The sequence below is a fragment of the Cupriavidus necator genome (assembly GCF_040578825.1).
Taxonomy (GTDB): Bacteria; Pseudomonadota; Gammaproteobacteria; order Burkholderiales; family Burkholderiaceae; genus Cupriavidus; species Cupriavidus necator_E.
On record NZ_JBEFLI010000068.1, the window covers coordinates 17,903 to 39,938 of the forward strand.

32 protein-coding genes and 1 pseudogene are annotated in these 22,036 nt (G+C 62.6%); 17 read left to right on the forward strand and 16 right to left on the reverse strand.

The features are described 5' to 3' along the window. The 13 genes from AB1I47_RS26565 to AB1I47_RS26625 all read left to right on the forward strand — a co-directional run bounded on the left by AB1I47_RS26565 (position 1) and on the right by AB1I47_RS26625 (position 12,757). Entirely contained in the window at positions 1–492 is a 492-nt protein-coding gene (locus AB1I47_RS26565) for a hypothetical protein (protein ID WP_354686684.1), read from the forward strand. Next, positions 489–788, forward strand: coding sequence for a hypothetical protein (locus AB1I47_RS26570; protein WP_354686685.1), 300 nt, complete (start codon positions 489–491; stop codon positions 786–788). The genes AB1I47_RS26565 and AB1I47_RS26570 overlap by 4 nt, the downstream gene beginning before the upstream one ends. Next, positions 785–1,369, forward strand: a complete 585-nt coding sequence (locus AB1I47_RS26575) for a phage adaptor protein (protein WP_354686686.1) — start codon at positions 785–787, stop codon at positions 1,367–1,369. Before AB1I47_RS26570 ends, AB1I47_RS26575 begins: the two co-directional genes overlap by 4 nt. Next, positions 1,359–2,813, forward strand: coding sequence for a hypothetical protein (locus tag AB1I47_RS26580; protein WP_354686687.1), 1,455 nt, complete (start codon positions 1,359–1,361; stop codon positions 2,811–2,813). Before AB1I47_RS26575 ends, AB1I47_RS26580 begins: the two co-directional genes overlap by 11 nt. Further along, complete coding sequence (locus tag AB1I47_RS26585) at positions 2,813–3,133, forward strand: hypothetical protein (protein WP_354686688.1); 321 nt, start codon at positions 2,813–2,815, stop codon at positions 3,131–3,133. Before AB1I47_RS26580 ends, AB1I47_RS26585 begins: the two co-directional genes overlap by 1 nt. Further along, positions 3,109–3,531 (forward strand): hypothetical protein, encoded by a 423-nt coding sequence (locus AB1I47_RS26590; RefSeq protein WP_354686689.1) that lies wholly within the window; start codon positions 3,109–3,111, stop codon positions 3,529–3,531. The genes AB1I47_RS26585 and AB1I47_RS26590 overlap by 25 nt, the downstream gene beginning before the upstream one ends. Further along, positions 3,528–4,553 (forward strand): hypothetical protein, encoded by a 1,026-nt coding sequence (locus AB1I47_RS26595; RefSeq protein WP_354686690.1) that lies wholly within the window; start codon positions 3,528–3,530, stop codon positions 4,551–4,553. Before AB1I47_RS26590 ends, AB1I47_RS26595 begins: the two co-directional genes overlap by 4 nt. 9 nt (positions 4,554–4,562) lie before the next feature. Further along, positions 4,563–5,363, forward strand: coding sequence for a hypothetical protein (locus tag AB1I47_RS26600; protein ID WP_354686691.1), 801 nt, complete (start codon positions 4,563–4,565; stop codon positions 5,361–5,363). A 2-nt stretch (positions 5,364–5,365) separates the two neighbouring features. Further along, positions 5,366–6,733 carry a hypothetical protein gene (locus AB1I47_RS26605; protein WP_354686692.1) on the forward strand — a complete coding sequence of 456 codons (1,368 nt, stop codon included), beginning with the start codon at positions 5,366–5,368 and terminating at the stop codon, positions 6,731–6,733. Between the two features lie 38 nt (positions 6,734–6,771). Further along, the gene (locus AB1I47_RS26610; protein ID WP_354686693.1) at positions 6,772–9,471 is read left to right on the forward strand and encodes a glucosaminidase domain-containing protein; all 2,700 of its coding nucleotides are present in this window, start codon (positions 6,772–6,774) and stop codon (positions 9,469–9,471) included. Positions 9,472–9,571: 100 nt separating this feature from the next. Further along, on the forward strand, positions 9,572–10,258 hold the full coding sequence (locus AB1I47_RS26615) for a hypothetical protein (protein ID WP_354686694.1): 687 nt from the start codon (positions 9,572–9,574) through the stop codon (positions 10,256–10,258). A 10-nt stretch (positions 10,259–10,268) separates the two neighbouring features. Beyond that, positions 10,269–10,571, forward strand: coding sequence for a hypothetical protein (locus AB1I47_RS26620; RefSeq protein WP_354686695.1), 303 nt, complete (start codon positions 10,269–10,271; stop codon positions 10,569–10,571). Positions 10,572–10,573: 2 nt separating this feature from the next. Continuing rightward, positions 10,574–12,757 carry a hypothetical protein gene (locus tag AB1I47_RS26625; RefSeq protein ID WP_354686696.1) on the forward strand — a complete coding sequence of 728 codons (2,184 nt, stop codon included), beginning with the start codon at positions 10,574–10,576 and terminating at the stop codon, positions 12,755–12,757. A 5-nt stretch (positions 12,758–12,762) separates the two neighbouring features. Here AB1I47_RS26625 and AB1I47_RS26630 read toward each other — a convergent pair whose 3' ends face one another. Further along, positions 12,763–13,056, reverse strand: a complete 294-nt coding sequence (locus tag AB1I47_RS26630) for a hypothetical protein (RefSeq protein WP_354686697.1) — start codon at positions 13,054–13,056, stop codon at positions 12,763–12,765. A gap of 100 nt (positions 13,057–13,156) precedes the next feature. Further along, a complete protein-coding gene (locus AB1I47_RS26635) occupies positions 13,157–13,381 on the reverse strand; it encodes a Lar family restriction alleviation protein (RefSeq protein WP_354686698.1) in 225 nt (74 codons plus the stop codon). Between the two features lie 156 nt (positions 13,382–13,537). On the opposite strand from AB1I47_RS26635, the gene AB1I47_RS26640 reads away from it, so the two are divergent. Genes AB1I47_RS26640 through AB1I47_RS26655 form a run of 4 tightly spaced genes read left to right on the forward strand, consistent with a single transcriptional unit; the run spans position 13,538 to position 14,987 of the window. Further along, a complete protein-coding gene (locus AB1I47_RS26640; protein WP_354686699.1) occupies positions 13,538–13,738 on the forward strand; it encodes a hypothetical protein in 201 nt (66 codons plus the stop codon). After that, entirely contained in the window at positions 13,731–14,213 is a 483-nt protein-coding gene (locus tag AB1I47_RS26645; RefSeq protein WP_354686700.1) for a glycoside hydrolase family 108 protein, read from the forward strand. Before AB1I47_RS26640 ends, AB1I47_RS26645 begins: the two co-directional genes overlap by 8 nt. Further along, positions 14,213–14,761 (forward strand): hypothetical protein, encoded by a 549-nt coding sequence (locus tag AB1I47_RS26650; RefSeq protein WP_354686701.1) that lies wholly within the window; start codon positions 14,213–14,215, stop codon positions 14,759–14,761. Before AB1I47_RS26645 ends, AB1I47_RS26650 begins: the two co-directional genes overlap by 1 nt. A gap of 1 nt (position 14,762) precedes the next feature. Further along, positions 14,763–14,987 (forward strand): hypothetical protein, encoded by a 225-nt coding sequence (locus AB1I47_RS26655; protein ID WP_354686702.1) that lies wholly within the window; start codon positions 14,763–14,765, stop codon positions 14,985–14,987. A gap of 126 nt (positions 14,988–15,113) precedes the next feature. On the opposite strand, the gene AB1I47_RS26660 is transcribed toward AB1I47_RS26655, so the two are convergent. The 14 genes and pseudogenes from AB1I47_RS26660 to AB1I47_RS26725 all read right to left on the reverse strand — a co-directional run. Next, complete coding sequence (locus tag AB1I47_RS26660; RefSeq protein WP_354686703.1) at positions 15,114–16,313, reverse strand: Arm DNA-binding domain-containing protein; 1,200 nt, start codon at positions 16,311–16,313, stop codon at positions 15,114–15,116. Between the two features lie 289 nt (positions 16,314–16,602). After that, positions 16,603–17,187: a hypothetical protein gene (locus AB1I47_RS26665; RefSeq protein WP_354686704.1), complete on the reverse strand. Its 585-nt coding sequence runs from the start codon at positions 17,185–17,187 to the stop codon at positions 16,603–16,605. Continuing rightward, on the reverse strand, positions 17,184–17,435 hold the full coding sequence (locus tag AB1I47_RS26670; RefSeq protein WP_354686705.1) for a hypothetical protein: 252 nt from the start codon (positions 17,433–17,435) through the stop codon (positions 17,184–17,186). The genes AB1I47_RS26665 and AB1I47_RS26670 overlap by 4 nt, the downstream gene beginning before the upstream one ends. Beyond that, a complete protein-coding gene (locus AB1I47_RS26675) occupies positions 17,428–18,294 on the reverse strand; it encodes a DUF551 domain-containing protein (RefSeq protein WP_354686706.1) in 867 nt (288 codons plus the stop codon). Before AB1I47_RS26675 ends, AB1I47_RS26670 begins: the two co-directional genes overlap by 8 nt. Positions 18,295–18,360: 66 nt before the next feature. After that, on the reverse strand, positions 18,361–18,780 hold the full coding sequence (locus AB1I47_RS26680) for a single-stranded DNA-binding protein (protein ID WP_354686707.1): 420 nt from the start codon (positions 18,778–18,780) through the stop codon (positions 18,361–18,363). Positions 18,781–18,791: 11 nt separating this feature from the next. Continuing rightward, on the reverse strand, positions 18,792–19,436 hold the full coding sequence (locus AB1I47_RS26685) for a lambda exonuclease family protein (protein ID WP_354686708.1): 645 nt from the start codon (positions 19,434–19,436) through the stop codon (positions 18,792–18,794). Continuing rightward, positions 19,433–20,170 carry an ERF family protein gene (locus AB1I47_RS26690; protein WP_354686709.1) on the reverse strand — a complete coding sequence of 246 codons (738 nt, stop codon included), beginning with the start codon at positions 20,168–20,170 and terminating at the stop codon, positions 19,433–19,435. The genes AB1I47_RS26685 and AB1I47_RS26690 overlap by 4 nt, the downstream gene beginning before the upstream one ends. A gap of 59 nt (positions 20,171–20,229) precedes the next feature. Continuing rightward, positions 20,230–20,424: a hypothetical protein gene (locus tag AB1I47_RS26695; protein WP_354686710.1), complete on the reverse strand. Its 195-nt coding sequence runs from the start codon at positions 20,422–20,424 to the stop codon at positions 20,230–20,232. Beyond that, positions 20,421–20,618, reverse strand: a complete 198-nt coding sequence (locus AB1I47_RS26700; RefSeq protein ID WP_354686711.1) for a hypothetical protein — start codon at positions 20,616–20,618, stop codon at positions 20,421–20,423. Before AB1I47_RS26700 ends, AB1I47_RS26695 begins: the two co-directional genes overlap by 4 nt. Then, a complete protein-coding gene (locus AB1I47_RS26705) occupies positions 20,615–20,953 on the reverse strand; it encodes a hypothetical protein (RefSeq protein WP_354686712.1) in 339 nt (112 codons plus the stop codon). Before AB1I47_RS26705 ends, AB1I47_RS26700 begins: the two co-directional genes overlap by 4 nt. Further along, positions 20,950–21,222, reverse strand: a complete 273-nt coding sequence (locus AB1I47_RS26710; RefSeq protein WP_354686713.1) for a hypothetical protein — start codon at positions 21,220–21,222, stop codon at positions 20,950–20,952. Before AB1I47_RS26710 ends, AB1I47_RS26705 begins: the two co-directional genes overlap by 4 nt. Next, complete coding sequence (locus tag AB1I47_RS26715; RefSeq protein WP_354686714.1) at positions 21,219–21,431, reverse strand: hypothetical protein; 213 nt, start codon at positions 21,429–21,431, stop codon at positions 21,219–21,221. The genes AB1I47_RS26710 and AB1I47_RS26715 overlap by 4 nt, the downstream gene beginning before the upstream one ends. Continuing rightward, positions 21,428–21,742, reverse strand: coding sequence for a hypothetical protein (locus AB1I47_RS26720; protein WP_354686715.1), 315 nt, complete (start codon positions 21,740–21,742; stop codon positions 21,428–21,430). The genes AB1I47_RS26715 and AB1I47_RS26720 overlap by 4 nt, the downstream gene beginning before the upstream one ends. An 11-nt stretch (positions 21,743–21,753) precedes the next feature. Continuing rightward, positions 21,754–22,036: pseudogene (locus AB1I47_RS26725) on the reverse strand (DUF7666 domain-containing protein); the annotation flags it as partial.

Here is a 22,036-nt window from a genome sequence, read left to right on the forward strand (position 1 = left end):
ATGATCCATGCACAACCACGCAGCGGCGGCGGTATCGGCCTGAAATCGGTAGGCGTTCTCGCTCAATCCGCCGCGCCTGTATCCGTCACCGGCACCACGACCGAGACGACGCTGGCGACGATCGCGATTCCTGCGGGGGCGATGGGGCCGAATGGTGCGCTGCGCATCACAACGGCCTGGTCGGCTCAAGCCAGTAACGCCAACACCAAGACGGTGCGACATCGCATCGGCAGCACTCAGATCGGATCCAGTACCGGGCTGGCCAACAACCTGAACACGATCACAGCCCAACAATGGTCGAATCGCAATTCGCAGACATCGCAGATTGCGCGAGACGTGATCGCAGTGCCGTTCGGCGCCAACGGCGGCGCGCTCCTGGCTACGGCCATTGATACCACCGCTGCTCAGACGCTGACGTTGACGGCGCAACTCGGGACAGCCTCCGACACCATCACCCTTGAAGCTTATACCGTGGAGATCCTGAACCCATGAGCCGCGCATTTTCTCCGAACCCCGGCACAACGGTGTCGATTGCCGCGACCACCGCGTCTACCTCCGTTTCTGTTGCAACCGACCAAGACAAGGCGAGCGCCGTCCGCGTCTATAACGCCGGCCCGAACGATGTGCGCGTCCGCTGGGGCGCTGGCGCACAAACCGCCGTCTCGGGGGATGTGCGGGTGCCGGCCGGCGCCGTGGAGGTCTTCTCCAAGGGCAACGCAGACACCATCGCGGCCAAGTGCGATAGCGGCACGGCGACGGTCGAATTCACCACTGGCGAGGGCCTGTGATCCAGAACTACAGCGACCTGCAGGCAGAAATCGCCTCTTGGCTGCACCGCTCGGACCTGACGGCGCGCATTCCGTCGTTCATCCAGTTTGCCGAGGCGCGTATCAATAACGAGTTGCGCCTGTCGAAGATGGTCCGGTATCGCACGCTCAACGTTGCGGGTCCGCTGTTCGACCGCCCGGCCGATTTCCTCGAAATGGTCATGATCGGGCCAACCGATCGCGCTGATTGCGAGTATGACCTTGTGACGCCGCGGCAGATTCGCGGCACGAAGGGCGATTTCTATGCCTACGTGGGCGATCAGATCCGACTTCTGGACGAAGCAACCGACCCGCGCAACGTGGATCTGGTCTATTACGCACGTCTGCCGGCACTGTCCGAGGCTGAAACCACGTGGCTACTGTCGGATCAGCCTGATTTGTACCTATATGGGGCTCTTGCGCACTCGGCGCCGTTCCTGAAGGACGATCCGCGCATTGCGACGTGGGAAGCCGGCTATCAGGCCGCCAAGATGGGGCAGGAAGGCGCCGAACAGGCCGCCAAGTGGTCGGGCGGCACGCTGGTGATGCGCAATGCTAGCTAAGCTCCTCGGGTTCACTCCGGATTTGCAGTCCGACACCCCCGGCGCGCTGGTGGACTGCACGAACCTGATCCCCGGCGAGAAGGGGATGAGGGCTGCACCTAGCCTTGTGTCGGCCAATCTGCCCGCGCTTGCTGCGCCGGCTGTCGGCGGTGTGGTGGCGGTCAATCTGGACAACACCAAGCGCATGATCGTCGGCACCGCGGCGGCGCTCTATGAGCAGTCGAGCGGCGCCTGGGTGGATCAGTCCAAGGTGGGCGGCTATACGGGCGGCCCGGAGGCGCGCTGGCGCTTCTGCCAGTTCGGCAACGCCACCCTGGCTTCGAACGGCGCCGACACGATCCAACAGAGCGTGCTGACCGGCGTGTTTGCGGACATTGCCAGCGCCCCGAAAGCCCGCATCATCGAAACCGTTCGCGGCTTCGTGATGGCTCTGGCGACGGTTGACGGCACGTATGGCGACCGCCCGGACGGCTGGTGGTGCTCGGCAATCTACGATCAGACGAGCTGGGTGCCCTCCATTGCTACGCAGGCGGCCAATGGTCGGCTGATTGACACGCCGGGCGAAATCACCGGAGGCAAGGCGCTGGGCGATGACATCGTGGTCTACAAGGACCGCTCAATGTACATGGGCCGGTATCAGGGGCCGCCCGTCATCTGGTCATTCCTGCCGGTGCCTGGCGAGATCGGCGCTCCGTGTCAGGAGGCGATTGTCTCCATCGGGACGGCGCACATCTTCCCCGGCCCGGACGACTTCTATCTGTTCGATGGCACGCGCCCGCAGCCGATCGGCGGAGATGTGCGGCGCTGGTTCTTCAAGGATCTGCACTCAACCTATCGCTATCGCATCATTGGCAGCCACGATGTGGCGAACGGGCTGGTGTACTGGTACTACCCGAGCACGTCGAGCAATGACGGCTCGATCGACTCGGCCATCGTCTACAACTACCGCCGCAACAAGTGGGGCCGCGTCTCGCGCCAGATTCAGTGCGCGGTCAACTACATCTCCGGGCAGATCAACTACGACAGCCTGGGCAGCCTGTACGCGACCTACGATGACCTGCCTACCGTCTCCTATGACTCCCCGGTGTGGCTCGCCTCCAAGGCGCTGCTGGCGGTGGTGGACAGCGCAAAAACGGTGCAAACGGTCTACGGCGTAGGTGAGGCCAGCAGCTTCACCACTGGCGACTTCGGCGACGATTGGCGCTACAGCACGATCAAGGGCCTGCGGCTGCGCAATTCGGTAGAGCCGGCCACGGCGGCATGCAGCGCCTACGGCCACGCCACGATGGGCGCCGCGCTGTCTGTCGGCCCCACGGCGACGTATGCCGATGGCAAGTTCGACATCCTGAACTCGGCCCGCTGGCACCGCGTCAAGGTCGACATGACCGGCGACGTTGAGGTGATCGGCTATGACCCGGTGCTTTCGCCGGATGGGGAGCGGTAATGCGCATTCAGACGATTCGCCTGCCCGACGCGAAGGAAGGCGTCCGCTACCTGTCGGATCTGGTCTACACGCTGACGCGCGTCCTGACGGACATCGCGACGCAGTTGAACAGCCTGAGCGAAGGCCGCATCAGCGCGGCGACGAATGCCGACACGGCGCCGCCGACGACCGGCGAGCATCAGGTGGGTGACTACGTGCGCAACAGCGCGCCCGCAGAATTGGGGGCGGTGGGGGCCAAGTACGTGGTGCTTGGATGGGTGGCAGTGGCTGCCGGCACGCCTGGCACATGGAAAGAATGTCGATCGCTGACAGGCGGCTGACCGTCCTCGCGCCGGCATCGCTGGATGCCTGCTGGCCGGTGGTCGGCGGCTTCCTCAATGACGCGCTGGCGCATAGCGAGGGCGAACTGACCGCAGACGACATCCGCGAGATGGTCAAGGCCGAACGCGCTTTCGTGCTGGTGGTGATCGAGAGCGGCGAAATCATCGCGGCCGGCGCCGTCGAGATCAACGAATACCCGCGCTACCGGGTGGCAAACATCATCGCGGTCGGCGGCCAGCGCGTATTCCTGCGCCGCTCTGAGCTGGACTGGCTCCGGATGGTGGTGCGCGACATGGGGTGCGCCAAGCTGCAAACGTATTGCCGGCCTTCGATGGCGCGGCTTCTGGAACGACTAGGAATGCGGGAAGCGTACCGCGTAATGAGGCTAGATACATGAATCATCTGACTGATTCCATTTACGACGCAAACGACAAGGGGCCGAGCAATCGGCCCTTTTCTATTGGGCGTCGGCTGTTCAAGGGTGGCGGCACTCAGGTATCGAGCACGAAGGTTGAACTGCCGTCCTACGTCGAGCCTTACGCGCAGGAGCTAATGCAGCGCTCCGGCGAACTGTCGCGCCAGGAAATCCCGCAGTATCAAGGGCAGACGTATGCCGGCCTAAATCCGTACCAGTCGGGCGCGATCCAAGGCGTCATTGATCGCGGCATGGCAGGCTCTTCGCTGACGGATGCGGCACAGAACGCCACGCAGAATATTGCCAGCGGCGGCGGCATGTACCAGAGCGGGCAGAACCCCTACATGGGCGAGAACCCGTATCTGGACGCCATGATCGCCAAGCAATCGGGCGACATTGCCAACGCCTATGCGACCGGCACCGGTGCGCAGACGATGGCGCAATTCCGCAATGCCGGCGCCTTCGGTGGCTCGGCGATGGCCGAAACGCAGAACATGCAGAACAAGACGCTGGCCGACTCCATTGCGAACGCCTCCAACCAGGCGCGCATGCAGAACTACCAGCAATCGGCCCAGCTTGCCGAGAACGGGCTGAACCGCGACGCCTCGAACTACTGGCAAGGCCAGGCGAACCAACTGCAAGCGGCCGGCATGGCCCCGCAACTGGCGAATCAGGACTACACCGACCTGCAGGCGGCGCTGAACGCTGGCGGGATGCTGCAAGGCGACCAGCAGCAGCAATTGAACGACGCCTACAACCGTTGGCAGAATGTGGTGAATGCCCCGTATCAGCAGCTCGATACGCTGTCGAGCGGCATCACCGGGGCTACCGGCAAGGGCATTTCCCGCACGATGATCGGCAACAACCCATATGCGTCGAATACCGGCGCCGGCATACTTGGCGGTGCGCTGACGGGTGCTGGTCTGGCGTCGAGCATGGGCACGAGCGGCTACGGCACGGCGGCAGGCGCTGGGCTTGGCGCTCTGCTCGGCGGCCTCATGTAAGGGGGCGAAATGGGCCTGTTTGATAGCGTTGGCGATGCGTTCTACAACTCCTTCGGGGATGGGGATCACTCGTCGCCGCTCGGGATTCTCGGCGGCGCGTTCCAGAAGTACACCGATCCCATTGCCATGATTGCCGGTGACAAGTGGGTTGACCTGACCAGCAACAAGATCCCGACTTGGTCGAATGAGATGCTGTCCAAGGTGGTGGCGCCATTCGACAAGGTAGACGAGACGATCAACCCCGTCCGGAGGATTGGCTTTGTCGATGAGATTGGCGACGTAGTCAAGAACAAGCCTGCATCAGCGATCGGCACGGCGATTGGTGCGATCTTTGCGGCGCCTGCGCTTCCTGGGGCTGGCGGTGCTGGTGCTGCTGGCGGTGCCGCTGGTGGTATGGGTACAACCGGGATCGGCGCGGCTGGCTATGGCGGCGGCGTGAGTTCTACCGTGCTGCCTGGCGTATTCAGTGGTGCTGTCGTGCCTGCCTCGTATGGCGGCGCGGCTGGCGGCCTTGGTGCTTTCGGTGGTGCGGCTGGTACTGGCTCGATTACTGGTGCGGGTGCGGCTGGCGGCCTGATGATGAACCCGGCGCAGGGCGTCAACTATCTCGATATGGCGCGCCGCGGCTACAACCTCTACAACCAATCGCAGCAGCAGCAACAGCCGCAAGGCGCGGCACCGATGCCTCCTGTTGATGATGGCGGCGGCAATACCGGCAAGCTGTTCAACAGCCTGGCGCGCAGCAACAGCAATCTTTCGCAGACTCAGCAGCCAGTGCCGATGATTCTGCGTGGTCCGATTACGGGGTAACTATGGCTGGCTTTGACTTCCTTCTCGGTGGCACCACCGACCAAGACCAGGCTTCGCGGGCTGGGCTGCTGGCGGCTGGCCTCGGCATCCTGGCGAACAACAACCAGCGCAATGCAGGGCCGGCGATTGGCGCGGGCGGGCTGGCTGGCATGCAGGCGTACCGCGGCACGCTGGATCAGCAACAGCAGGATGAGTACAAGAAGCTGCAGATGGCGCAGCTTCGGCAGGCGATGGCGCAGAAGCAGGCGCAGATGGACTGGCTGAATGGTGGTGGCGCGGCTCCGGCTGCCGCTGCGCCGGTCAGCCCTAGCGCGCTGCCGACTTTCCAGCTTCCCGGAACGTTCGGCATGAATGGCTATGGCGCGGCACCGCAAGCCGCTTCGGCGCCGCAGCAAGGCGGGCTGCTACAACGCACGCCCGAGGACTTTGCGCGCGCCGCTGTGCTTGGCGTGCCCGGCATCGACAAGGCATGGGACATCTACAAGGCGAACAAGGAAGGCGTGAAGCGCGATCCTGGCGCGACCTACCGTGACCTGTCGACCGGGCAGGAAACCTACGTGCCGAAGCTCGACAACAATCTGACCATCAACAATGGCGTTGTCAGCGCGCTGCCGGGCTCGGTACAAGCGACAGGGCAATTGGCTGGCGCCACGGCCCAAGCGCAGGAGGCCGCAAAGGCTGGCTATGACCTCGTCGCAGTGCCTGACGGCCAAGGCGGTACCGTCATGATGCCGCGCGCTCAGGCGGCGCAGTACCTGCGACAGATGTCGGGTATGGGTGGGGCGCCCTCGCCCGCAGGCGGCGGCTTTGGCACGACGCAAAGCCCTGTGGTCCAAGGCGCGGCCACGGCGGTCAATGACAACTTCTTGAAGCACAGCTATCAGCCGGTGATCGATGCCGGTCGCGCCGCAGGGGACATGACCGCAAGCATTACGGCTCTGCGCAGCATCCCGCTTGAGACTGGCTGGGGCACCGAAGCCAAAGCGACTGCGGCTGGTGTACTGACGAGCCTTGGCATCGCCCCAAAGAGCGCGGAAGTGCTCGCCGGCAACGCGCAGAAGTTCCAATCTGTGGCGATGGATCGCTTGTTGACGACGCTGAAGGCGCAGGCAGGGCCTCAGACGGAAGGCGACGCCACCCGCGCGACGCAGACCTTCGCCAAGCTCTCCAATACGCCGGAGGCGAACGCCTTCATCATGGACTTTGCCCAAGCCAAGGCCAATCGGGAGCAGCGCAAGGCCGCTTTCTATGAGTCGGCACTCCCCTTGGCGCAGAAATCCGGTGATCTGCAGCGCATCGACCGTGAGTGGCGCAAGATTCAGGGCTCGATCTGGAGCGATCCGATCCTGCAGAAGTGGGGCGCCAAGTAATGGCAAGCCCGCGGGAGTTCGCGCGCCAGTATGGGCCGATGGCGATCAAGGTTGGCGCCGATCTCGGCGTCAATCCGGACATTCTGCTCGGCCAATGGGGGCTCGAGACGGGCTGGGGACGCTCTGTTGTCCCCGGCACGAATAACCTGGGCAACATCAAGGATTTGTCGGGCGGTGGTGTCCGTGCGGTCGACAACATGACCGGCTCGAATGACGCATATCGGGCATATGGCACGCCGGAGGCATTCGGATCTGATTTCACTGGCCTCATTGGTCGTCGCTATCCGGGCGCGGTTGGTGCTGGCGCCGATGCGATGAAGTACGCCACCGCATTGAAGCAAGGCGGCTATGCCGAAGACCCGGATTATGTGCGGAAACTGACCGGCGCCGCTGCCACGGCACGTCGGGCCATGGGCATCCGCTCGGATTCCGAGCCGAACAGCGGCATGGTGGCGATGTATCAACAGGGAAACATGAGGCCGGCGAGCATGACCAGCAACAATGACGAATGGGCGGCACTCGCGAAGCAATACAGCCAAGCGGAGAAGCCAAAGGAGCAGGGCGGCGATGAGTGGGCGGCGCTTGCGCAGCAGTTCTCGCAGCAAGCGCCTGCAGAGCCGGTAGCAGCCCCGGTGCAGCCTGCCGCCGCACCAAAACAGCAGCAACCCGTTGCGCCCCAGCGCACGACGGGCCAGGAACTAGCGCGCCAGGTCGGACTTTCCCTGCGCGCCCCGGTGCAGGCCGGCGCGGAGCTGCTCGGCATGCTGGGCGACCCGCTGAATGCTACCGCGAACCTGTTCGGCGCGAATCTCCCGCCGCTGAGCCAGACGCTTACCCGCGGCATTGATGCTGTATTTCCGACGCCGGAAACGGATCGGGAGAAGTTTTCCAACAGGGTAGCCGCTGGCGGCTATTCGGCGGCGCTCCCGACCGGCCTAGCGGGCAAAGCAAAGCCGGTAACGGATATGGGCAAAGCCGTCGCCACCGGCATGACGAAGAACGCAGGTTCGCAGGTGCTGGGCGGCTCGTCGGCGGCTGGCGCGTCGGAATTGGCCGCGCAGAGCGATTGGGGTGTGCCTGGACAGGTTGCCGCTGGCGTCGTCGGCGGCATGGTTGGCGGTAGCGCCGGGGCAGCCGCGGAGAAGGTCGGCCGCGCTGCTGGGCGTGCTGCAGCCAAGGCCAAGGACGTTGCAACCCGCCCCGCTGCGGCCCCGGTTGGCTACGTTGCGCCGCAATCCGCCGCGCCAGTCACGGCCAATACGCTTGTCGACCAGGGGCTGACGAAGACGCTGCTCGGTGAGGGCGTGGACTTCGCCAAACTGGACGCGGACGTGAAGAGCGCGCTGCGCAAGGCAGCGACGGACGCCGCCACTGCAGGGCAGACGGTTGATCCGGCCTCGCTGGTGCGCCTCGCCCGCTTCAAGTCGCTCGGCGTTTCGCCTACGTCGGCCATGGTGTCGCGCGATCCGTATGCATGGGCGCAGGAAAAGCGCCTGTCGAAGCTGGAAGGGGGCATCGGCCAGCCGCTGGTGGAGCGCTACAGCAGCGTGGATGACGCGCTTGGCAACGAACTGGCGGCGCTTGGCGGCAAGGGGGCGAAGCCGGCATCGCTGCTGAGTGGTAGCGACGCAGGCGATGCGGTGACCAGCGCTGTCCGCAACGCCTGGGACTCGACCGGCAAGCAGGTCGATTCGCTCTATGACGCCTACCGCGCCGGCAACCCGTATGCCGCAGTGCCGGGGCAGCAGGTGGCTGACGCTTACGGCAACATCGCCCGCGAGTACGGCAAGGGCCAGATTCCCGGCGACGTGATGGAGCGCTTGACCGCTTTCGGCTTCACCGACCCGACGCAGAAGGGCCGCACGCTGTTCACGGTGCAGGAGGCCGACACGCTCAAGCGCCTCATCGGCAACAACATCAACCCGGCGAACCGTTCGCAGACTGCCGCACTGACGCAGTTGGGCAAGTCGATCGATAACGCCATGATGTCGGGTGCAGAGTCGGCCGATACCGGCGCACTGCTGAAGACGGCTCGCGAGGCCGCCAGTCAGCGCTTCAACACATTCAAGCCGCGCCCGCTGGATGCCATCGTGAACGGTAACATCGCGCCGGAACGCTGGTTTGACACGCAGGTTCTGAGCAAGAGCACGAGCGCCGCCGACCTGTCGCGCACACTCGGCACGCTGGATCAGATGGGCGCGGGCGGCTCGGTGCGCAGCGCCGCAGCGAAGTGGCTGATGGATGCCGCCTACAGCGGCGATCCGGAGCGCAAGGCAATCACTGGCGTCGGGCTCGACAGGGCAATCAAGCAGATTGGCGAGCGCAAGTTGGCCGTGATCTACGGGCGCGAGGGCCTGGCCAAGCTGAAGGACATCGCCGCGGCAGCCAAGGATGCGCGCTTCGATGTGAAGGATTCCGCCGTGAACCGCTCGAATACGGGTTCAGACTTGGCGAACATGCTGCTGAAGGTCACGGGAAGCCCGATCTTCCGGATGATTGACAGGGGCACGCTCGGGATGGCCGGAGCCGCGGTCAATGCCGGCGCGAACAACCTCGCGAAGACGGCAAATGAGGCTGCTGTTCGTCAGGCGATGGCAGGCTCTGCGGGGATGTCGCCGCAGATGGCGGCTGCGTTGGGTCTGAATCAACCAAGACCCAATCCGTTGATCCGCTCTCTGCTGCCGGCTTCGCTTGCTCTGCCCGGTACTCTCGATAGCCGCGAACGAACCCCACGATAAACATGATCGTGCCTGGGTTGAACACCAGCAAGTAAGCGAGTTCAAGACTCATGTGATAAACAAGCCGCCTCCGGGCGGCTTTTTCTTTTGGTGAGAGCGAATGCCAGTACCAACCACTATAGCCGATCTCGACCCGGTAGCGGCCAACAACTCCCCGACCGGGGGCGAGAGCGTCGGCCCGAATCTGGACGACTATCTGCGCGCCCATGCGGCGATTCTGAAGCAGGTTTCGAACTCCATCGCCCCAGCCATTTCGGCGACCATCCCTGCCGGCGTGATCCTGATGTGGAGCGGCAGCGTTGCATCGATCCCTGCCGGCTGGAAGCTGTGCGACGGCACTAGCGGCACGCCTGACCTGCGCAACCGATTCGTGGTGGGGGCGGGTAGCTCGTATGCCCCTGGCGCTACGGGCGGCGCCGATACGGTCACGCTGTCGTGGAATCAGATGCCGGTGCATACCCACGGCGTCAATGACCCGACGCACGCGCACAGCGTCTACGACCCTGGCCACAACCATGGCGTCAACGATCCGGGCCACAACCACCTGATCACCACGGCAAACTCTGGCGGTTCGGCCCCGGCGCAGGTGAATTCGTCGTTCACCTCCGGCGCCTACGCCAACATGGGCACGCAAGGATCTGGCACCGGAATTTGGCTCAACGCCTCCGGCACTGGCGTTGCCGTCTACGGCAATTCCACCGGCATCAGCATCCAGAATGCAGGCAGCGGCCAAGCGCACGAAAACCGCCCGCCGTACTACGCCCTTTGCTTCATCCAGAAGACCTAAAGGGGCGCCAATGCTAACCATCGTACAGGGCCGCGACTTCTCCAAGGTCGGCGCCGTGATCTCTGACGGCCAGGCCACCGACTGCACCGGCTGGAACGTGCGCGGCTGGCTGCGTTACCCGGCAGACGGCACCGTGTTCGTGGAACTGGATGCGGCGTTTCAGGACGCCGCAAAGGGCGTCTTCACGCTTGACAACCCAGCGCCGACTATCGGCTATCCGATCGGCCGCCTGACCCTTGTCGCGGAACTGATCTCGCCGTCCGCCAAGTCGTATTACACCCTCCCCGAGCCCGTTCAAGTCATCAAGGAATAAGAATGGCAGATTTCGTGATCTCCCTGCAGGACGCCGTCGACACCTCCAAGGTTGTTGAGCTGCAGATCGGCAACTACATCAAAGGCGACCCCGGCGATAAGGGCGATAAGGGCGACACTGGTGATGTAACGCCTGATGCCATCATAGCCAAGAACGACGCGCAAGCAGCCGCATCGGCCGCCGCCGCTTCAGCGGCAGGCGCAAGCGCGAGCGCGATTGCCGCTGCTACATCTGCGGCAGAAGCGGCGAACGTGGTCGACAATGGCATCCGCCCCGATCTTGCTAATACAGCCGACCCCGCGAAGGGGGCGGCGATGGTCGGTTATGGCTCCAGCACGGTAAAGAGCCGGCTTGACGATTTCTCCGATGCCTCCGACCCGGCGAAGGGCTCAGCACTGCTGGGCTTTCTGCATGAGCATGCAGATTCTGTTGGACGCACCCAGCGGGACAAGTCCAATGACACTTACTCGTTCCGGGATGCTGGTTGTGTCGGCAATGGAGTGGCGGACGACACTGCGGCCGTGCTTCGCGCGCTCAAATCCAACAGGATTGTGGAGGGGCGGCCTGGTGACATTTACCGTGTCACCGCGCCGACTGATGTGGTTGACAAGCAGAACCTGACAATTGACCTGAAGGGGGCCGAAATCCGCTTGGACATCGCTGGCACCCCGACGCCTGGGCAAGCGCATATCCTTAAGTTCAGGTCATCGTCTTCGTTCGGGCAATCCAAGAACATCACGGTTTATTCATCTGTCCCTGGCGGGAAACTTGGATTTGCCAACGCCCCGACGGCTCGCGCTGACAACAATTTCCCGCTGTCTTTTGATGGTGTGGATGGCGTCTATACGGCGTTTGTCGAAGTTGACAAAAGCTGGTCCGCTGGCATTTGGACGCGACGGTGCAATAACGTTCTGCATTACAAGAACTATATCCACGACACGAAGGCGGATGGCAGCACCGCTGAGGGATGCGGCCGTAACGTCGCCATGCTGTACAACGTCGCCCGTGACACTGGTGATGATGGTTTTGCGATAACTTGGTTTACCGGAAATGACCCGGCATATGTCGGAGAAACGGATGGGATCAAGCGAACCAAGCATGTTGTGTTCGAGGGCAACCAGACCTACAACAGCGGGAAGCGCGGCATCTTCCTGGGCGGTGCAATGGGCGGTTCGGTGTGCAAGAACCGCGTGGAAGCATCAAACGCTGTTGGAATTTTGTTTGCCCGTGACACGGTTAATCCCTCGTCAGTGTTCTACAGCGTCAACGGCGTCAACAATTCGAACGATGATTTGGACGTGTTTGGCAATACGCTGATTGGCTGCGCGGTTGGTTCGAATAGCCCCAACTCTGAGGTTGGCGGAATGTGGGTGACGGAGTACAACACGCGTATTCGCGTTCACCACAACTACGCGAAGGGCTGCAATAACGTGAGTTTCTATGCTGGCGGTAATGCGGAGTTCACGCAAAATACCAGCGAAGACCCCGTGCTCGTGGCTGGTGGCAGCGTTCCGCTTTCGTCCATGACGTATAAGGGCGGGCACTTCGCAACTGCGGATTTCAGCAGCACCAATACCTGTTTCGGCAAGATCGAGGATAACACCTGCATTGGCGGCCCGTTCCGCGTTGCCACCATCAATACAGGATACGGCGCGCGTTCGTGGTCCGTGCGCAGGAATCGTGCGTTTGATGTTGGTGACCTAAGCGGCGTAAGTGATGGCGTTTCCATGATTTCCCTGATTCGCGTAGTGAGCATTGCGAACGTCACCGTGCGGGACAATGAGGTTAGCGAAACCAGGGCGGGAAATCTGGTTAATTACATTGTGAGCGTGAAGGACAACGCGGCAAATTACGTTGCCGACAATCGCGGGATTTCACTGGCGTCAGGACTTGGCACTGAACTGCTGGTCGACAATGCCAGCATGTCCGCACGTTCGATTATCCGGGTGGATTCGACGCAAGCATCCTTCCCGCTCGCAGCCGGCGCAAAGACCGATTTCACAGTGACGGTTACTGGCGCGGCATTCGGCATGCGCGCGGCTTTCGGACCTCCCGGCGACACGCAGGCCGCAAACATTGATGCGATTGTTACGGCCGCCAATACCGTGAAGGTCTACATTGCCAACAACACCGCTGGCGCGATCACCGTGGCGGCTGGAACCTGGAAAATCATTGTTGGCGGGTAAGGCCATCAACCCGCGCGCTCGAAGCAATCGCATACCGCCGTCCTCGTGACCCTGAAGCCGCCGAGCCCGCAGCGCAAATTCCTGTGGTCGACGTAGTTGTCGCCGAAGAAGCTCCTGCGCTCGAATCGCTTTGAGGTGAGGTGCTTGCAGTCAGCGCAGCGCGGGTGCCGGGGCTGCTCCTGGTAGCGTTGCGCCTCTTGGGCTGACTGGCCCGGTGCATCGCCTACGGTGGTGGCGCGAGCGGTCGTCAGTAGGTCGTTGACGGCATCCTCCGCGCTGCGGATCGGTTTGTCGCTCATGAGTGGTCCTCTTCGGATGACTTGCCGCTGGCAATGAATGCCATGGCCATAACGCCGATGATGGCCCCGAACATGGCGCCGAGAACAAAGGTGGTCATGATCAGCCCTTGAATTGAGTTGCCGTGGCGCGCGTGTTCCATGCGGCGATGGCTTCTTCCTGCGTGCGGGCTGTCGGGCCTATGGCTCCGCAACCGTCTGCGGTTTCGTTGTCGCAATCGACATACCAACCTAGCGTTTCGGCGTCAGGATAAGCATCCACGTCATATTGCAATGACGCTACGTGCTTACCGCAAAACGGGCACGGCATCAGATCTTTAGTGGCCATGCTGGCTCTCCATTTGTGGAGCCCTGATTCTATCGCCTCACGAAATACCGTGATCCCTCCAAAGTGGGGGATGCAAAGTAGTTGACGAACCAACCACAGCCCGCCCCGAGCGGGCATTTTCATTTCCGCCGCAGAGCGGGTCACTTGGGGTCTTACATGTCCGAACCAATCAGCGGCGGGGCCGCGTCTGCTGTCGCAAGCACTGCGGCTAAGGTTAGCCCGCCGTGGGTGATCACCGCCCTTGCGTGGGGCGATGACAATTTCCCGCGAATCCTGCTGGTGCTGTCGATCGCTTATACCGCCGCTCAGTTGTACCTCGCGCTGCGGAAGATTTGGAAGGAGCGCAGCGATGAGTAGCTTTGATGACGCCTTCGATGCGCTGCTCGGGCATGAGGGCGGCTACGTGAACAACCCAGCGGATCCGGGTGGCGCCACCAGATGGGGCATCACCCAGCGCGTCGCCCGGGCTGACGGCTACACCGGCCCGATGCAGTCGCTGCCAGTGGAGCGCGCCAAGTCGATCGCCAAGCGGCTGTATTGGGACGTGCTGCGCTGCGACGAGTACGACCCGCGCGTGGCGTTCCAGTGCTTCGATGCGCTCTACAACGGCGGCAAGGTGGTGCTCTGGATGCAGCAGGCCAGCGGCGCCAAGGCTGACGGGGTACTCGGGCCAAAGACCATCGCCGCGGTGAAGGCCGCCGACCCGCTGCGCTTCATCATGCGGTTCATCGCCTACCGGCAGGTCTACATGACCAACATCAAGCCGTGGCCGACCTTTTCGCGCGGCTGGATCCGCCGCACCTCGGAAAACCTCATCAAAGGAGCAGCGTGATGCTTCCCATCGTGATGGCACTGGCGCAGTTCGCGCCGATGATCGCCGGGCTCATCTCCGGGCCCAAGGCGGAGGAGATCGCCGGCAAGGTGGTCGGCGTCGCGCAGGCGGTGACCGGCACCAGCACGCCGGATGCCGCGCTCGCCGCGATCCAGGGCAACCCGGATCTGGCCTACCAGTTCCAGGCGGCGCTGGTGGAGAAGGAGGTAGAGCTGGCGCAGATCGCGGCGGACGTGCGCAAGGCAGAGATCGCCGCGGACACGCAGAGCGAGCAGACTGCGGCCGGCGACCGGGACAGCGCCCGCAAGCGTGAGGTGTCGGTGCAGGACAAGACCCCGCGCGTGCTGGCCTATCTGCTGATCGGCGGATTCCTTGGCATGGCCGCCGCAGTTCTGTTCGGCCAGGTGCGGGCTGATACCGTCCTCGCCGGCACGGTCATCGGCTACCTGTCGGCCAAGGCAGAGCAGGTGGTGGCGTACTACTTCGGATCCACTGCCGGCAGCGCCAAGAAATCGGAGTTGCTGGCCCAAGCGAACGAGAGGAAGTGAGATGAAACGCTACTTCTGGAACATCCTGATCGCCATCGATCAGTTCGGCAATGCGCTGTTTGCGGGCAACCCCGACGAGACGATCAGCAGCCGGGCCGGCAAAGCCATGCGCGAGGGCAAGGCGTGGGGCTGCTTGCTCTGCAAGGTGCTCAACTGGTTCGAGAAGGATCACTGTGCCAAGTCCATCGAGGCGGATGAGGGTGCGGACGCTGTGGCCGCTGATTGAATCGGCACAACATCGCAGCCTCACCCCGCAGAGCCAGCAACGACGGGCACCTGCGGGGGTTCGAATCCCCCTCTCTCCGCCACTAAGCCCTTGATTTACAAGGGAAACAGGGCAGGCGGGCAGCGATTATTTCCCGCTGTTTACCGTCGAATCCTGTGAAGAATCGGCAGGGAATCGCAACATCGGTTCCGCGAACTTCTCCACCGCTTTTCCGCCTGCTTCTGGGTCTGCAAGCGGCATCCATCGCCCATAGCTCCGCGTCGTAGTCTGCACATTCGAGTGCCCCATCTGCCGTGCCACCCACATCGGGTGCTCGCCGGCTGAGAGCATCATCGAGGCGTAGGTGTGCCGGGTCTGGTACGGCTTGCGATACCGGACCTTAGCCTTCTTGAGTGCTCGGGTCCAGACGATACGGATCGGGGAATCGCCTACCCATCGCTCCCCATGGCGGGGATCTTGGAATACCTCCTTGCCGGCCAGGAACGTGAAAGCCTTCTGGGCCTCCAATGCCGTCAGGGCCGGGGGGAGAATCTTGACCTCGCGCCGGCTCGATCGCGTCTTGGTGTCTTCCGCCGCCTCAGCCGTCTGCGTCATCGCCCTGCGCACCACCACCACGCCGCGGCGCCAGTCCACATCGCTCCAGTCCAGCGCGACCAGTTCGGACGTGCGCAATCCAGACCAGAAGGCGAAGCGAACCAGATTGGCCGCCTGATCGGGCAAGACGTCGACAATGGCGCGCTGCTCGTCCGGGGTGAACGGGTCAATGTCGTCCTCCTCCTTCGGGCCTTCCTGCTTCCGGTACGTCCAGCCATAGAGCGGGTTCGCCGCGATCAGCTCGTCCTCGACCGCATCATCCAACGCCTTGCGCAGCACGCTCTGGATGTTCGCCAGGCGCTTGTTCGTGCAGTCCAGCTTGTCCAGCCAGTCACGCACCGTCGTGCGCTTCAGGTCGGCCAGCCTGATCCGGCCGAATTCCGGAATCAGGTGGTAGTTGACGATCTTCCGGTAGCCGTCATAGGTGCTGACCTTCAGGTGTTTCTCCTGACGCTTCAGCCACGCCTCCAGATAATCCCCGGCCGTCTGCACCTCGCCCTTGTACTCGGCAAACCTTGCCGCATTTGGCGAGTTCGGGAAGCTCTGCGAGTAGACGAACGTCCCTTGCTCGATGGCGAGCAGGACGGTTGCCCGCCACTGCTCGGCCCGCTTCAGGTTAGCGGGAGTGGGCTTGAGACGAACCCGTTCACGGCACTCAACGCCACGATAGGTGAACGAGATTTGGATGCTGCTCTCTGAGGCTTTCTTGACCCCGCTCCCGTCTCTACCCATGCCTCGTACCCCTTCACATCAATCAGAATCCGGCCATCAGCCGCCTTGAGCCAAACACCTTCCGGCCACGCTCCGTCGTGGATTTTGGCGCGGATGGCCTTCTCCGTGTAACCGGACTCGGCCGCAAACTTTGAAATTGTAAGGTAGCGGATCATTCATCCTCTCCAAACCATGCCGCTCTTGTGTCGGCCAATACTCGTTCTACTGCGTGTTCCATTACCAATCTCGGTTTGCAACTTCCGGCCTTTGCTCACGGTGAGTGCTCAGTTTCGCGATTCGGCGAACCGCATCACTGCGTGTCCCGCTCCTGCTGGATGGCGGCCAGTCGCGCTTCGAATACCGCAGCCGCTTCACCGTAGGCATCCGCGACATACCGCGCCGGCTCGCCCATGTATTCCTTACGGAAGGAATTGCGGCAGAGTCTTTCTCTACCGCGCATCTCCTTTGCCTTCTCCGCGAGACTGTTGGCCGCCCACGGCCGACGCGATTCGCACGCCATCCACTCTGCCCGCTCTGCCTCCGCCTTCCCCGGTGAGGCGTAGAGCGGAAGCAATCTTCCTCCGCACTTGTTTTCGTGCCACTTGCGCCATTCGCTAAGTTGGTTCTCTGCTTTGCCCCACGCAGGCGACCCCGACGCTCCAGGCCATTTGCACCTGTGTTTGTGCTCGCAGTAGTGCGCCACCGGCTCCGGCGCCTTCCCCGGTGAGGGGGTGGCGAGAGCGGCAGCAATCGCAGCGCGCATCTGATCTTTATTCCATGAGCGCGAAATTCCTCCATACATCGGGCATGGGAATGCGTTGAACGCATCCAGCGCGGCGTCTACTTGCTCATCTGTCACCCCATCTGCTGGGGTAGTGGCGGGGGTGGTCATCATGCGGACTCCTCTACGGTCACGGCGGCTCGGTATTCGATGCTCAGTCTTTGGCGGTCACCGTGGCGCCCTTCGCGCCAGTTCATTGTTACGTCGGCGGAATTCCAATTCCGGTCCCGCTCATGCTGGTATTGCCACGTCAGGCTTTCCCCGTAACTCATGCGCAGATTGTCAAAGCCATGCTCGCGGGCGAGTTGGACTACCGCGCGCGCAAAATCGACATGTCGCTGTGTAACGGTCTTGTCAGTCATGCTGATCCCCCTTGGGCGCCTCAGCGGCGGAGAGCATGGCATCACGGCAAGCATTCCAGCCCACAGCTTCGTGGTATGTTGCAAGCATCAAGTCTGGCAAAGGCTTTGCAGCGGGAATCTCCACCTCCGCCCGCGAGGACGATGCGCGGGAGATGGAAGATTCGATTTCCTGACTTATGCAGTCGATCAGATGCGATTCGGCTGGATAACCTCCCGGCAGGTCATATTGCTCTTTAAAGCCGTCAACAATGGCGCGGGAAATGAGCCCAACGTCAAGCTCAACCTTCTGCGATGACGATGCGCGGGCATCAGCAGGCGGAAGCGGCATCCAGTGCGACACCTCGAATTTGCATTCGTCCTGCGTTACCTGCGACATCCATTTGCCGTTGAACAGCCCAGCGACATCGTGATACAGGCCGGAGTGCTTGATGCCCTTAACTAGATAATCCTTTTCGGCGGTCGGCAGGTGGTCAGCAACGGGAATCCAGCCATCCGACAGCGACACACGCTGCCGCGACTCGGCCAGCGGCGTAGCGGGGGCAGAATAGACGATGCGCGAGCGCACATCGGAACGCATCCTCAGTGCCTCAAATGCTTCCTTGCTAACGTCCATCCACAGGTACTTCCCGCTTTGGTCGTGCTCCGCATCGTCATCGTCATTACACATGCACTGATGGATCGCCACCGGCTGCCCGCCAGCTTGCAGCGCGGCATCGAGACGATTTCCCAACTGCGCCAGAGCGTTATGCCCCGGCTGCTTGGAATCGTAGTGCAGCACGATCCGATTGCTGTCGATCTCATGCGGGCAATTGATTGCCGCCGAATACAGCGTCTCGCGCTCTTTGTTCTTCTCGGTCATGCTTGCCTCGGTATAAAAAGAGCGACGCCCGTGCCGGGTGGTAGAGCGTCGCGGAAACGCAGTCGGTTAGAAGGGCGTCTTGTCCAGGTCGTCTTCGAAGCCGTCATTGCGCTGCGGCTGGCGTTGCTGGCGCGGCGCGGGGGCAGGAGCCGGGGCCTGTCGCTGTTCGCCACCACCAGCGAGGTCAATCCCGGTCACGCGGCCAGCCAGCTTCGTGCCTTCGGTGCCGTCCGACTTCTTGAACGTCTCGATATGGGCGTCCTCAACGGTCACGGTCACCAGCGTGCCCTTGGTCAGGTACGGCGTCAGCGCCTCGGCCAGCTTGCCCCACAGCGCGCCGTCAACCCACTGGGTAGGACGCTTTCCGTCTTGCCCCTTGCGGCCATACGTGAAGGCGAGGGAGAGGCTTGCGACGGGGTCACCGTTGCTGGTGCTGCGCAGTTCAGCATCGCGGCCCAGACGGGCGAGCCCAAACAGTTGAATCATGGTGCTTTCCTTTAAGCGGCGCGCTGCCGCAGTTTCGATTCGAGTTCGTCCACTTCAGCTAGGAACTGCAGAACGGCTGCTTCGTGGGCCTTGATACGCGCCTCGTCGCGCTCGATCCGGATGCAGAAGCGCTGCAGCTTCTCAGGGAAGCGCGGATCGTAGGACTGGAAGTCGCAGAACTCCTTGCCGGTGACCCACAGGTTGTGGTCGACTTGCGGCACGTAGATGCTCGGCAGTTCGCCAGCGTCCAAATAAGCCATATGCGTCTTGCTCTTAGGCGCCTTGCCTTCCCAGATGCCGGCCCGGCCGCCGTCCTCTATGAACCCGTCCACGCTGCAGCCGACCATCAGGTCAGGCAGGTAGCAGAACCCGGATTCATTCACCGTCAGGCCGGTGGCGATCTCGTAGGCCATGCGGGCGAACGGCTCTTGCTCGGTGCCCCAGCGCATTTCAGCCGTGGGCGGCGGCCCTTCTGCCGGGATGCCGGTCAGGCGCTCCAGCACGAGCTGCATCCGGTAGTCAGCGCGGGCTGCGGCCTCGCCACTCTTGATCTTGGCGAACACGGCCGAAACGTTGGAGCCAGTCACCTTGCCACAGCGGTCTGCGAGCCATTCCGGCGTGCCTTGCGGATGCGGGGATACGATGTAGCGGCTCATTGCAGTTCCTTTGCTTTGGCGTCGGCAACCACCTTGAAGGCGTTCCAACCGGCCAGATCGTTGGCGTCCTTGAATGCCTCGCCGGCCATCTTGCGAGTCGCGCGCAGGGCATCCAGATTGATAGCAGCGTTCGCGCGCTCGACCCATTCGGCCAGTAGATCGGTATCGATGCCGCCGCCTTGTGCGTCGTCGTCCTGGCCCTTGGTCGCAACACCGGTTGCCGCGAGCAGGGTGTAGCGCTGCAGGTAGGTGATGGTCGACGCAACCTGCTGGATGGCGTTCTTCTTGCCGCTGTTGTCGGGCATGGCTTGCATCGTCACCTTCTCGCTGTGGCCCAGCACGTGGGTGATGACGCAATCTACGGTGATGCGGTCAGCGTCCTGCGCCACGTCCCAGCGGTGCGAGAGCTGGTGGCGGGCGAGGGCCGGGCAGATAACCTCCGTCACGTCCGACAGTTCGGCGTGCATGTAGCTGGTGCCGGTGTACTCAACCTTCTTACCCTTGAAGATCGTCAGCTTCTCAGCCTTGAAGGCGGTCATCGCGGCCACGTAAGCCTTGCGGGCCTCGTTGGCTTCCCAGCGCTCTTGCAGCGCCATCAGCTTTTCCAGGCGGTCAAGATCAGCGCCGTTCTCCACTGCGATGCGGAGCAGGTCTGCCGGCGTCGCGCTCGGAGCCACTGCATTGCGCGGTGTCGTCATGACCTCCTGCGGCTTGATTTCTGCGATTGCGTTCATCTCTCTGTTCCTCATATGCTCTAAGTGTCTCGGCCGCGTCTTCGTTGTCGCGGTCCATGTCATGCCAGGCGATGGCCGGTCCAGGGGTTGTACGTGCCGCGCTTCGGCGCATTCGCCGGGGCCAGCAGGTACGCATCGCCCAGCTCGCGGATCTGCTGCAGCCTCCTGCTCTCCAAAATGGCCAGCTTGATTTCGTTGGCCGACAGGCCGGTGCGCACATGGCGCAGGTCCATCATCTTTTCTGGAGTTTTCATTTCGGCACTCCTTCGGCGCCCAGCACCATGCAGATCGGATACGCCACCACGAACACAGCCAGCAGAAACACGAGCGCCAGGCTGAACCAGAACACCGGGCCCGGTTCCTCATCCGTCTGCCGTGCGATTTCCTCGCGCGTCTCGGGGGCGAGGTGGCGCAGGAAGCGCGGGTCGATTTGCGGTAGGTTGGTCATTGCTTCTCTCCGATTGCTGCTGCAGCGCGCACAATGGCGCGGCGAGTGGCGGCATAAGCGTCGGTGCCGCACGGCTCATAAATGAAATTGCGAACGCATGGCGCAACCACCTCAACGGTTTGGTGAATGTTCCCCTCGCTAGGCACATCCACAAGCAGTCGCAACTTCACCGCCAGCCGCAACGCGTCGCCATCCGAAACTAGAGGATTCCAGTGCCCACGCTTTGGCTGACCTGGCGCATACCTGAACGGCCATTGCTCATTACTGCATGAGCAGCGTTCGATCTTCACCCCCGCCGCCTTCGCTGCTAGTTCCAACAGTTCTCGATCACTCATCGCATCCCCATCCGCGCATCCTCGCGCCGCATGTCCGCCGCATAGTCGCGGGCGTACTCATCCTCAGCGCCGCACGCTTCGAGCGCCAAAGCCTCGATCTCGTTCTCGTCGTGCAGATGGAGGACATCTACACCGCTATCGGTCAGCGTCCAGACCTCGAAACTCTCCGGCTCACCCGGATCGGTCCACGAAGGCGCGTAGCCCTCGATGTGGTCGCCGGTCACCGTGAGGGTGATGCCGTCGATTTCGATTTGCAGGGTTCGTTTCATGCTGCTTCTCCACGGGCTTTGGCGAGGACTTCTCGCGCATGGTTCATGTCGTCGCGGAATTGCTGGCGGACTTCGGGGTCTCCATCCAGATATTCATCCGACACCTCGCGCGCCCAATCCATCATCAGACTGAGCGCCTCCACCAGTTCCCGCTGCAAACATTCGTGTGCGCAGACACGGGCGATTGCCGCTTCCTGAGCGCGGGTCATGCTGCCTCCTGCGCCGGGGTGTACTCGATGGCCTGAAGGCGGCTGATCTCGTCGTTGATCTCGGCGATGCGCTTGCCCAGCTTTGCGCGGATCTCGGCCTGCTCCTTCTCCAGCGCCGCGATGCGAACGGTGCGGTAGTCGATGGCCGGCGCCTCGAAGCCGATGGTGACTTCCTGCACCAGCGTGTACGTGGTGCTCTCCGTGTTCAGACACGACACGTCCGCGCTGCCGAAGACTTGGTATTCCGGCTTGTCCGGCGCCCACGAGTAGATCCGTGCGTGGACGTAACCCTTGATCTCGATGGTTTGCATTGCCTGCTCCCTCACACTTCAACGAACTCACCATCGGCACTCAGCGAGTACCAGGTGTCTGCCTTCACGTCCTTGCCAGCAATGCCAGCCCGGATATGCACGATGCGACCGTAGTCGTCGCCATCTGCATCGGTGTCGCGGTAGCAGAGGACGATGGCGCTACCAGCGGATGCCATCGCTTGACCTTGGATGCCAGCCGCCATGGCAACGGAATGCTTGCCCGTGCTCGATGCCGCGCCGTAGTCGCCCGTGCTCGATGCCGCGCCGTAGTCGCCCGTGCTCGATGCCGCGCCT

Coding starts and splice junctions, on each gene's coding strand:
- AB1I47_RS26705 (WP_354686712.1), bottom strand. CDS start 20,953: ATGAGTGATCGAGAACTGTTGGAACTAGCAGCGAAGGCGGCGGGGGTG.
- AB1I47_RS26630 (WP_354686697.1), bottom strand. CDS start 13,056: ATGAGCGACAAACCGATCCGCAGCGCGGAGGATGCCGTCAACGACCTA.
- AB1I47_RS26645 (WP_354686700.1), top strand. CDS start 13,731: ATGAGTAGCTTTGATGACGCCTTCGATGCGCTGCTCGGGCATGAGGGC.
- AB1I47_RS26685 (WP_354686708.1), bottom strand. CDS start 19,436: ATGAGCCGCTACATCGTATCCCCGCATCCGCAAGGCACGCCGGAATGG.
- AB1I47_RS26710 (WP_354686713.1), bottom strand. CDS start 21,222: ATGAAACGAACCCTGCAAATCGAAATCGACGGCATCACCCTCACGGTG.
- AB1I47_RS26665 (WP_354686704.1), bottom strand. CDS start 17,187: ATGATGACCACCCCCGCCACTACCCCAGCAGATGGGGTGACAGATGAG.
- AB1I47_RS26650 (WP_354686701.1), top strand. CDS start 14,213: ATGCTTCCCATCGTGATGGCACTGGCGCAGTTCGCGCCGATGATCGCC.
- AB1I47_RS26565 (WP_354686684.1), top strand. CDS start 1: ATGATCCATGCACAACCACGCAGCGGCGGCGGTATCGGCCTGAAATCG.
- AB1I47_RS26700 (WP_354686711.1), bottom strand. CDS start 20,618: ATGACCAACCTACCGCAAATCGACCCGCGCTTCCTGCGCCACCTCGCC.
- AB1I47_RS26670 (WP_354686705.1), bottom strand. CDS start 17,435: ATGACTGACAAGACCGTTACACAGCGACATGTCGATTTTGCGCGCGCG.
- AB1I47_RS26640 (WP_354686699.1), top strand. CDS start 13,538: ATGTCCGAACCAATCAGCGGCGGGGCCGCGTCTGCTGTCGCAAGCACT.
- AB1I47_RS26605 (WP_354686692.1), top strand. CDS start 5,366: ATGGCTGGCTTTGACTTCCTTCTCGGTGGCACCACCGACCAAGACCAG.
- AB1I47_RS26595 (WP_354686690.1), top strand. CDS start 3,528: ATGAATCATCTGACTGATTCCATTTACGACGCAAACGACAAGGGGCCG.
- AB1I47_RS26715 (WP_354686714.1), bottom strand. CDS start 21,431: ATGACCCGCGCTCAGGAAGCGGCAATCGCCCGTGTCTGCGCACACGAA.
- AB1I47_RS26635 (WP_354686698.1), bottom strand. CDS start 13,381: ATGGCCACTAAAGATCTGATGCCGTGCCCGTTTTGCGGTAAGCACGTA.
- AB1I47_RS26675 (WP_354686706.1), bottom strand. CDS start 18,294: ATGACCGAGAAGAACAAAGAGCGCGAGACGCTGTATTCGGCGGCAATC.
- AB1I47_RS26695 (WP_354686710.1), bottom strand. CDS start 20,424: ATGAAAACTCCAGAAAAGATGATGGACCTGCGCCATGTGCGCACCGGC.
- AB1I47_RS26580 (WP_354686687.1), top strand. CDS start 1,359: ATGCTAGCTAAGCTCCTCGGGTTCACTCCGGATTTGCAGTCCGACACC.
- AB1I47_RS26655 (WP_354686702.1), top strand. CDS start 14,763: ATGAAACGCTACTTCTGGAACATCCTGATCGCCATCGATCAGTTCGGC.
- AB1I47_RS26610 (WP_354686693.1), top strand. CDS start 6,772: ATGGCGATCAAGGTTGGCGCCGATCTCGGCGTCAATCCGGACATTCTG.
- AB1I47_RS26570 (WP_354686685.1), top strand. CDS start 489: ATGAGCCGCGCATTTTCTCCGAACCCCGGCACAACGGTGTCGATTGCC.
- AB1I47_RS26620 (WP_354686695.1), top strand. CDS start 10,269: ATGCTAACCATCGTACAGGGCCGCGACTTCTCCAAGGTCGGCGCCGTG.
- AB1I47_RS26680 (WP_354686707.1), bottom strand. CDS start 18,780: ATGATTCAACTGTTTGGGCTCGCCCGTCTGGGCCGCGATGCTGAACTG.
- AB1I47_RS26660 (WP_354686703.1), bottom strand. CDS start 16,313: ATGGGTAGAGACGGGAGCGGGGTCAAGAAAGCCTCAGAGAGCAGCATC.
- AB1I47_RS26585 (WP_354686688.1), top strand. CDS start 2,813: ATGCGCATTCAGACGATTCGCCTGCCCGACGCGAAGGAAGGCGTCCGC.
- AB1I47_RS26590 (WP_354686689.1), top strand. CDS start 3,109: ATGTCGATCGCTGACAGGCGGCTGACCGTCCTCGCGCCGGCATCGCTG.
- AB1I47_RS26720 (WP_354686715.1), bottom strand. CDS start 21,742: ATGCAAACCATCGAGATCAAGGGTTACGTCCACGCACGGATCTACTCG.
- AB1I47_RS26625 (WP_354686696.1), top strand. CDS start 10,574: ATGGCAGATTTCGTGATCTCCCTGCAGGACGCCGTCGACACCTCCAAG.
- AB1I47_RS26600 (WP_354686691.1), top strand. CDS start 4,563: ATGGGCCTGTTTGATAGCGTTGGCGATGCGTTCTACAACTCCTTCGGG.
- AB1I47_RS26690 (WP_354686709.1), bottom strand. CDS start 20,170: ATGAACGCAATCGCAGAAATCAAGCCGCAGGAGGTCATGACGACACCG.
- AB1I47_RS26615 (WP_354686694.1), top strand. CDS start 9,572: ATGCCAGTACCAACCACTATAGCCGATCTCGACCCGGTAGCGGCCAAC.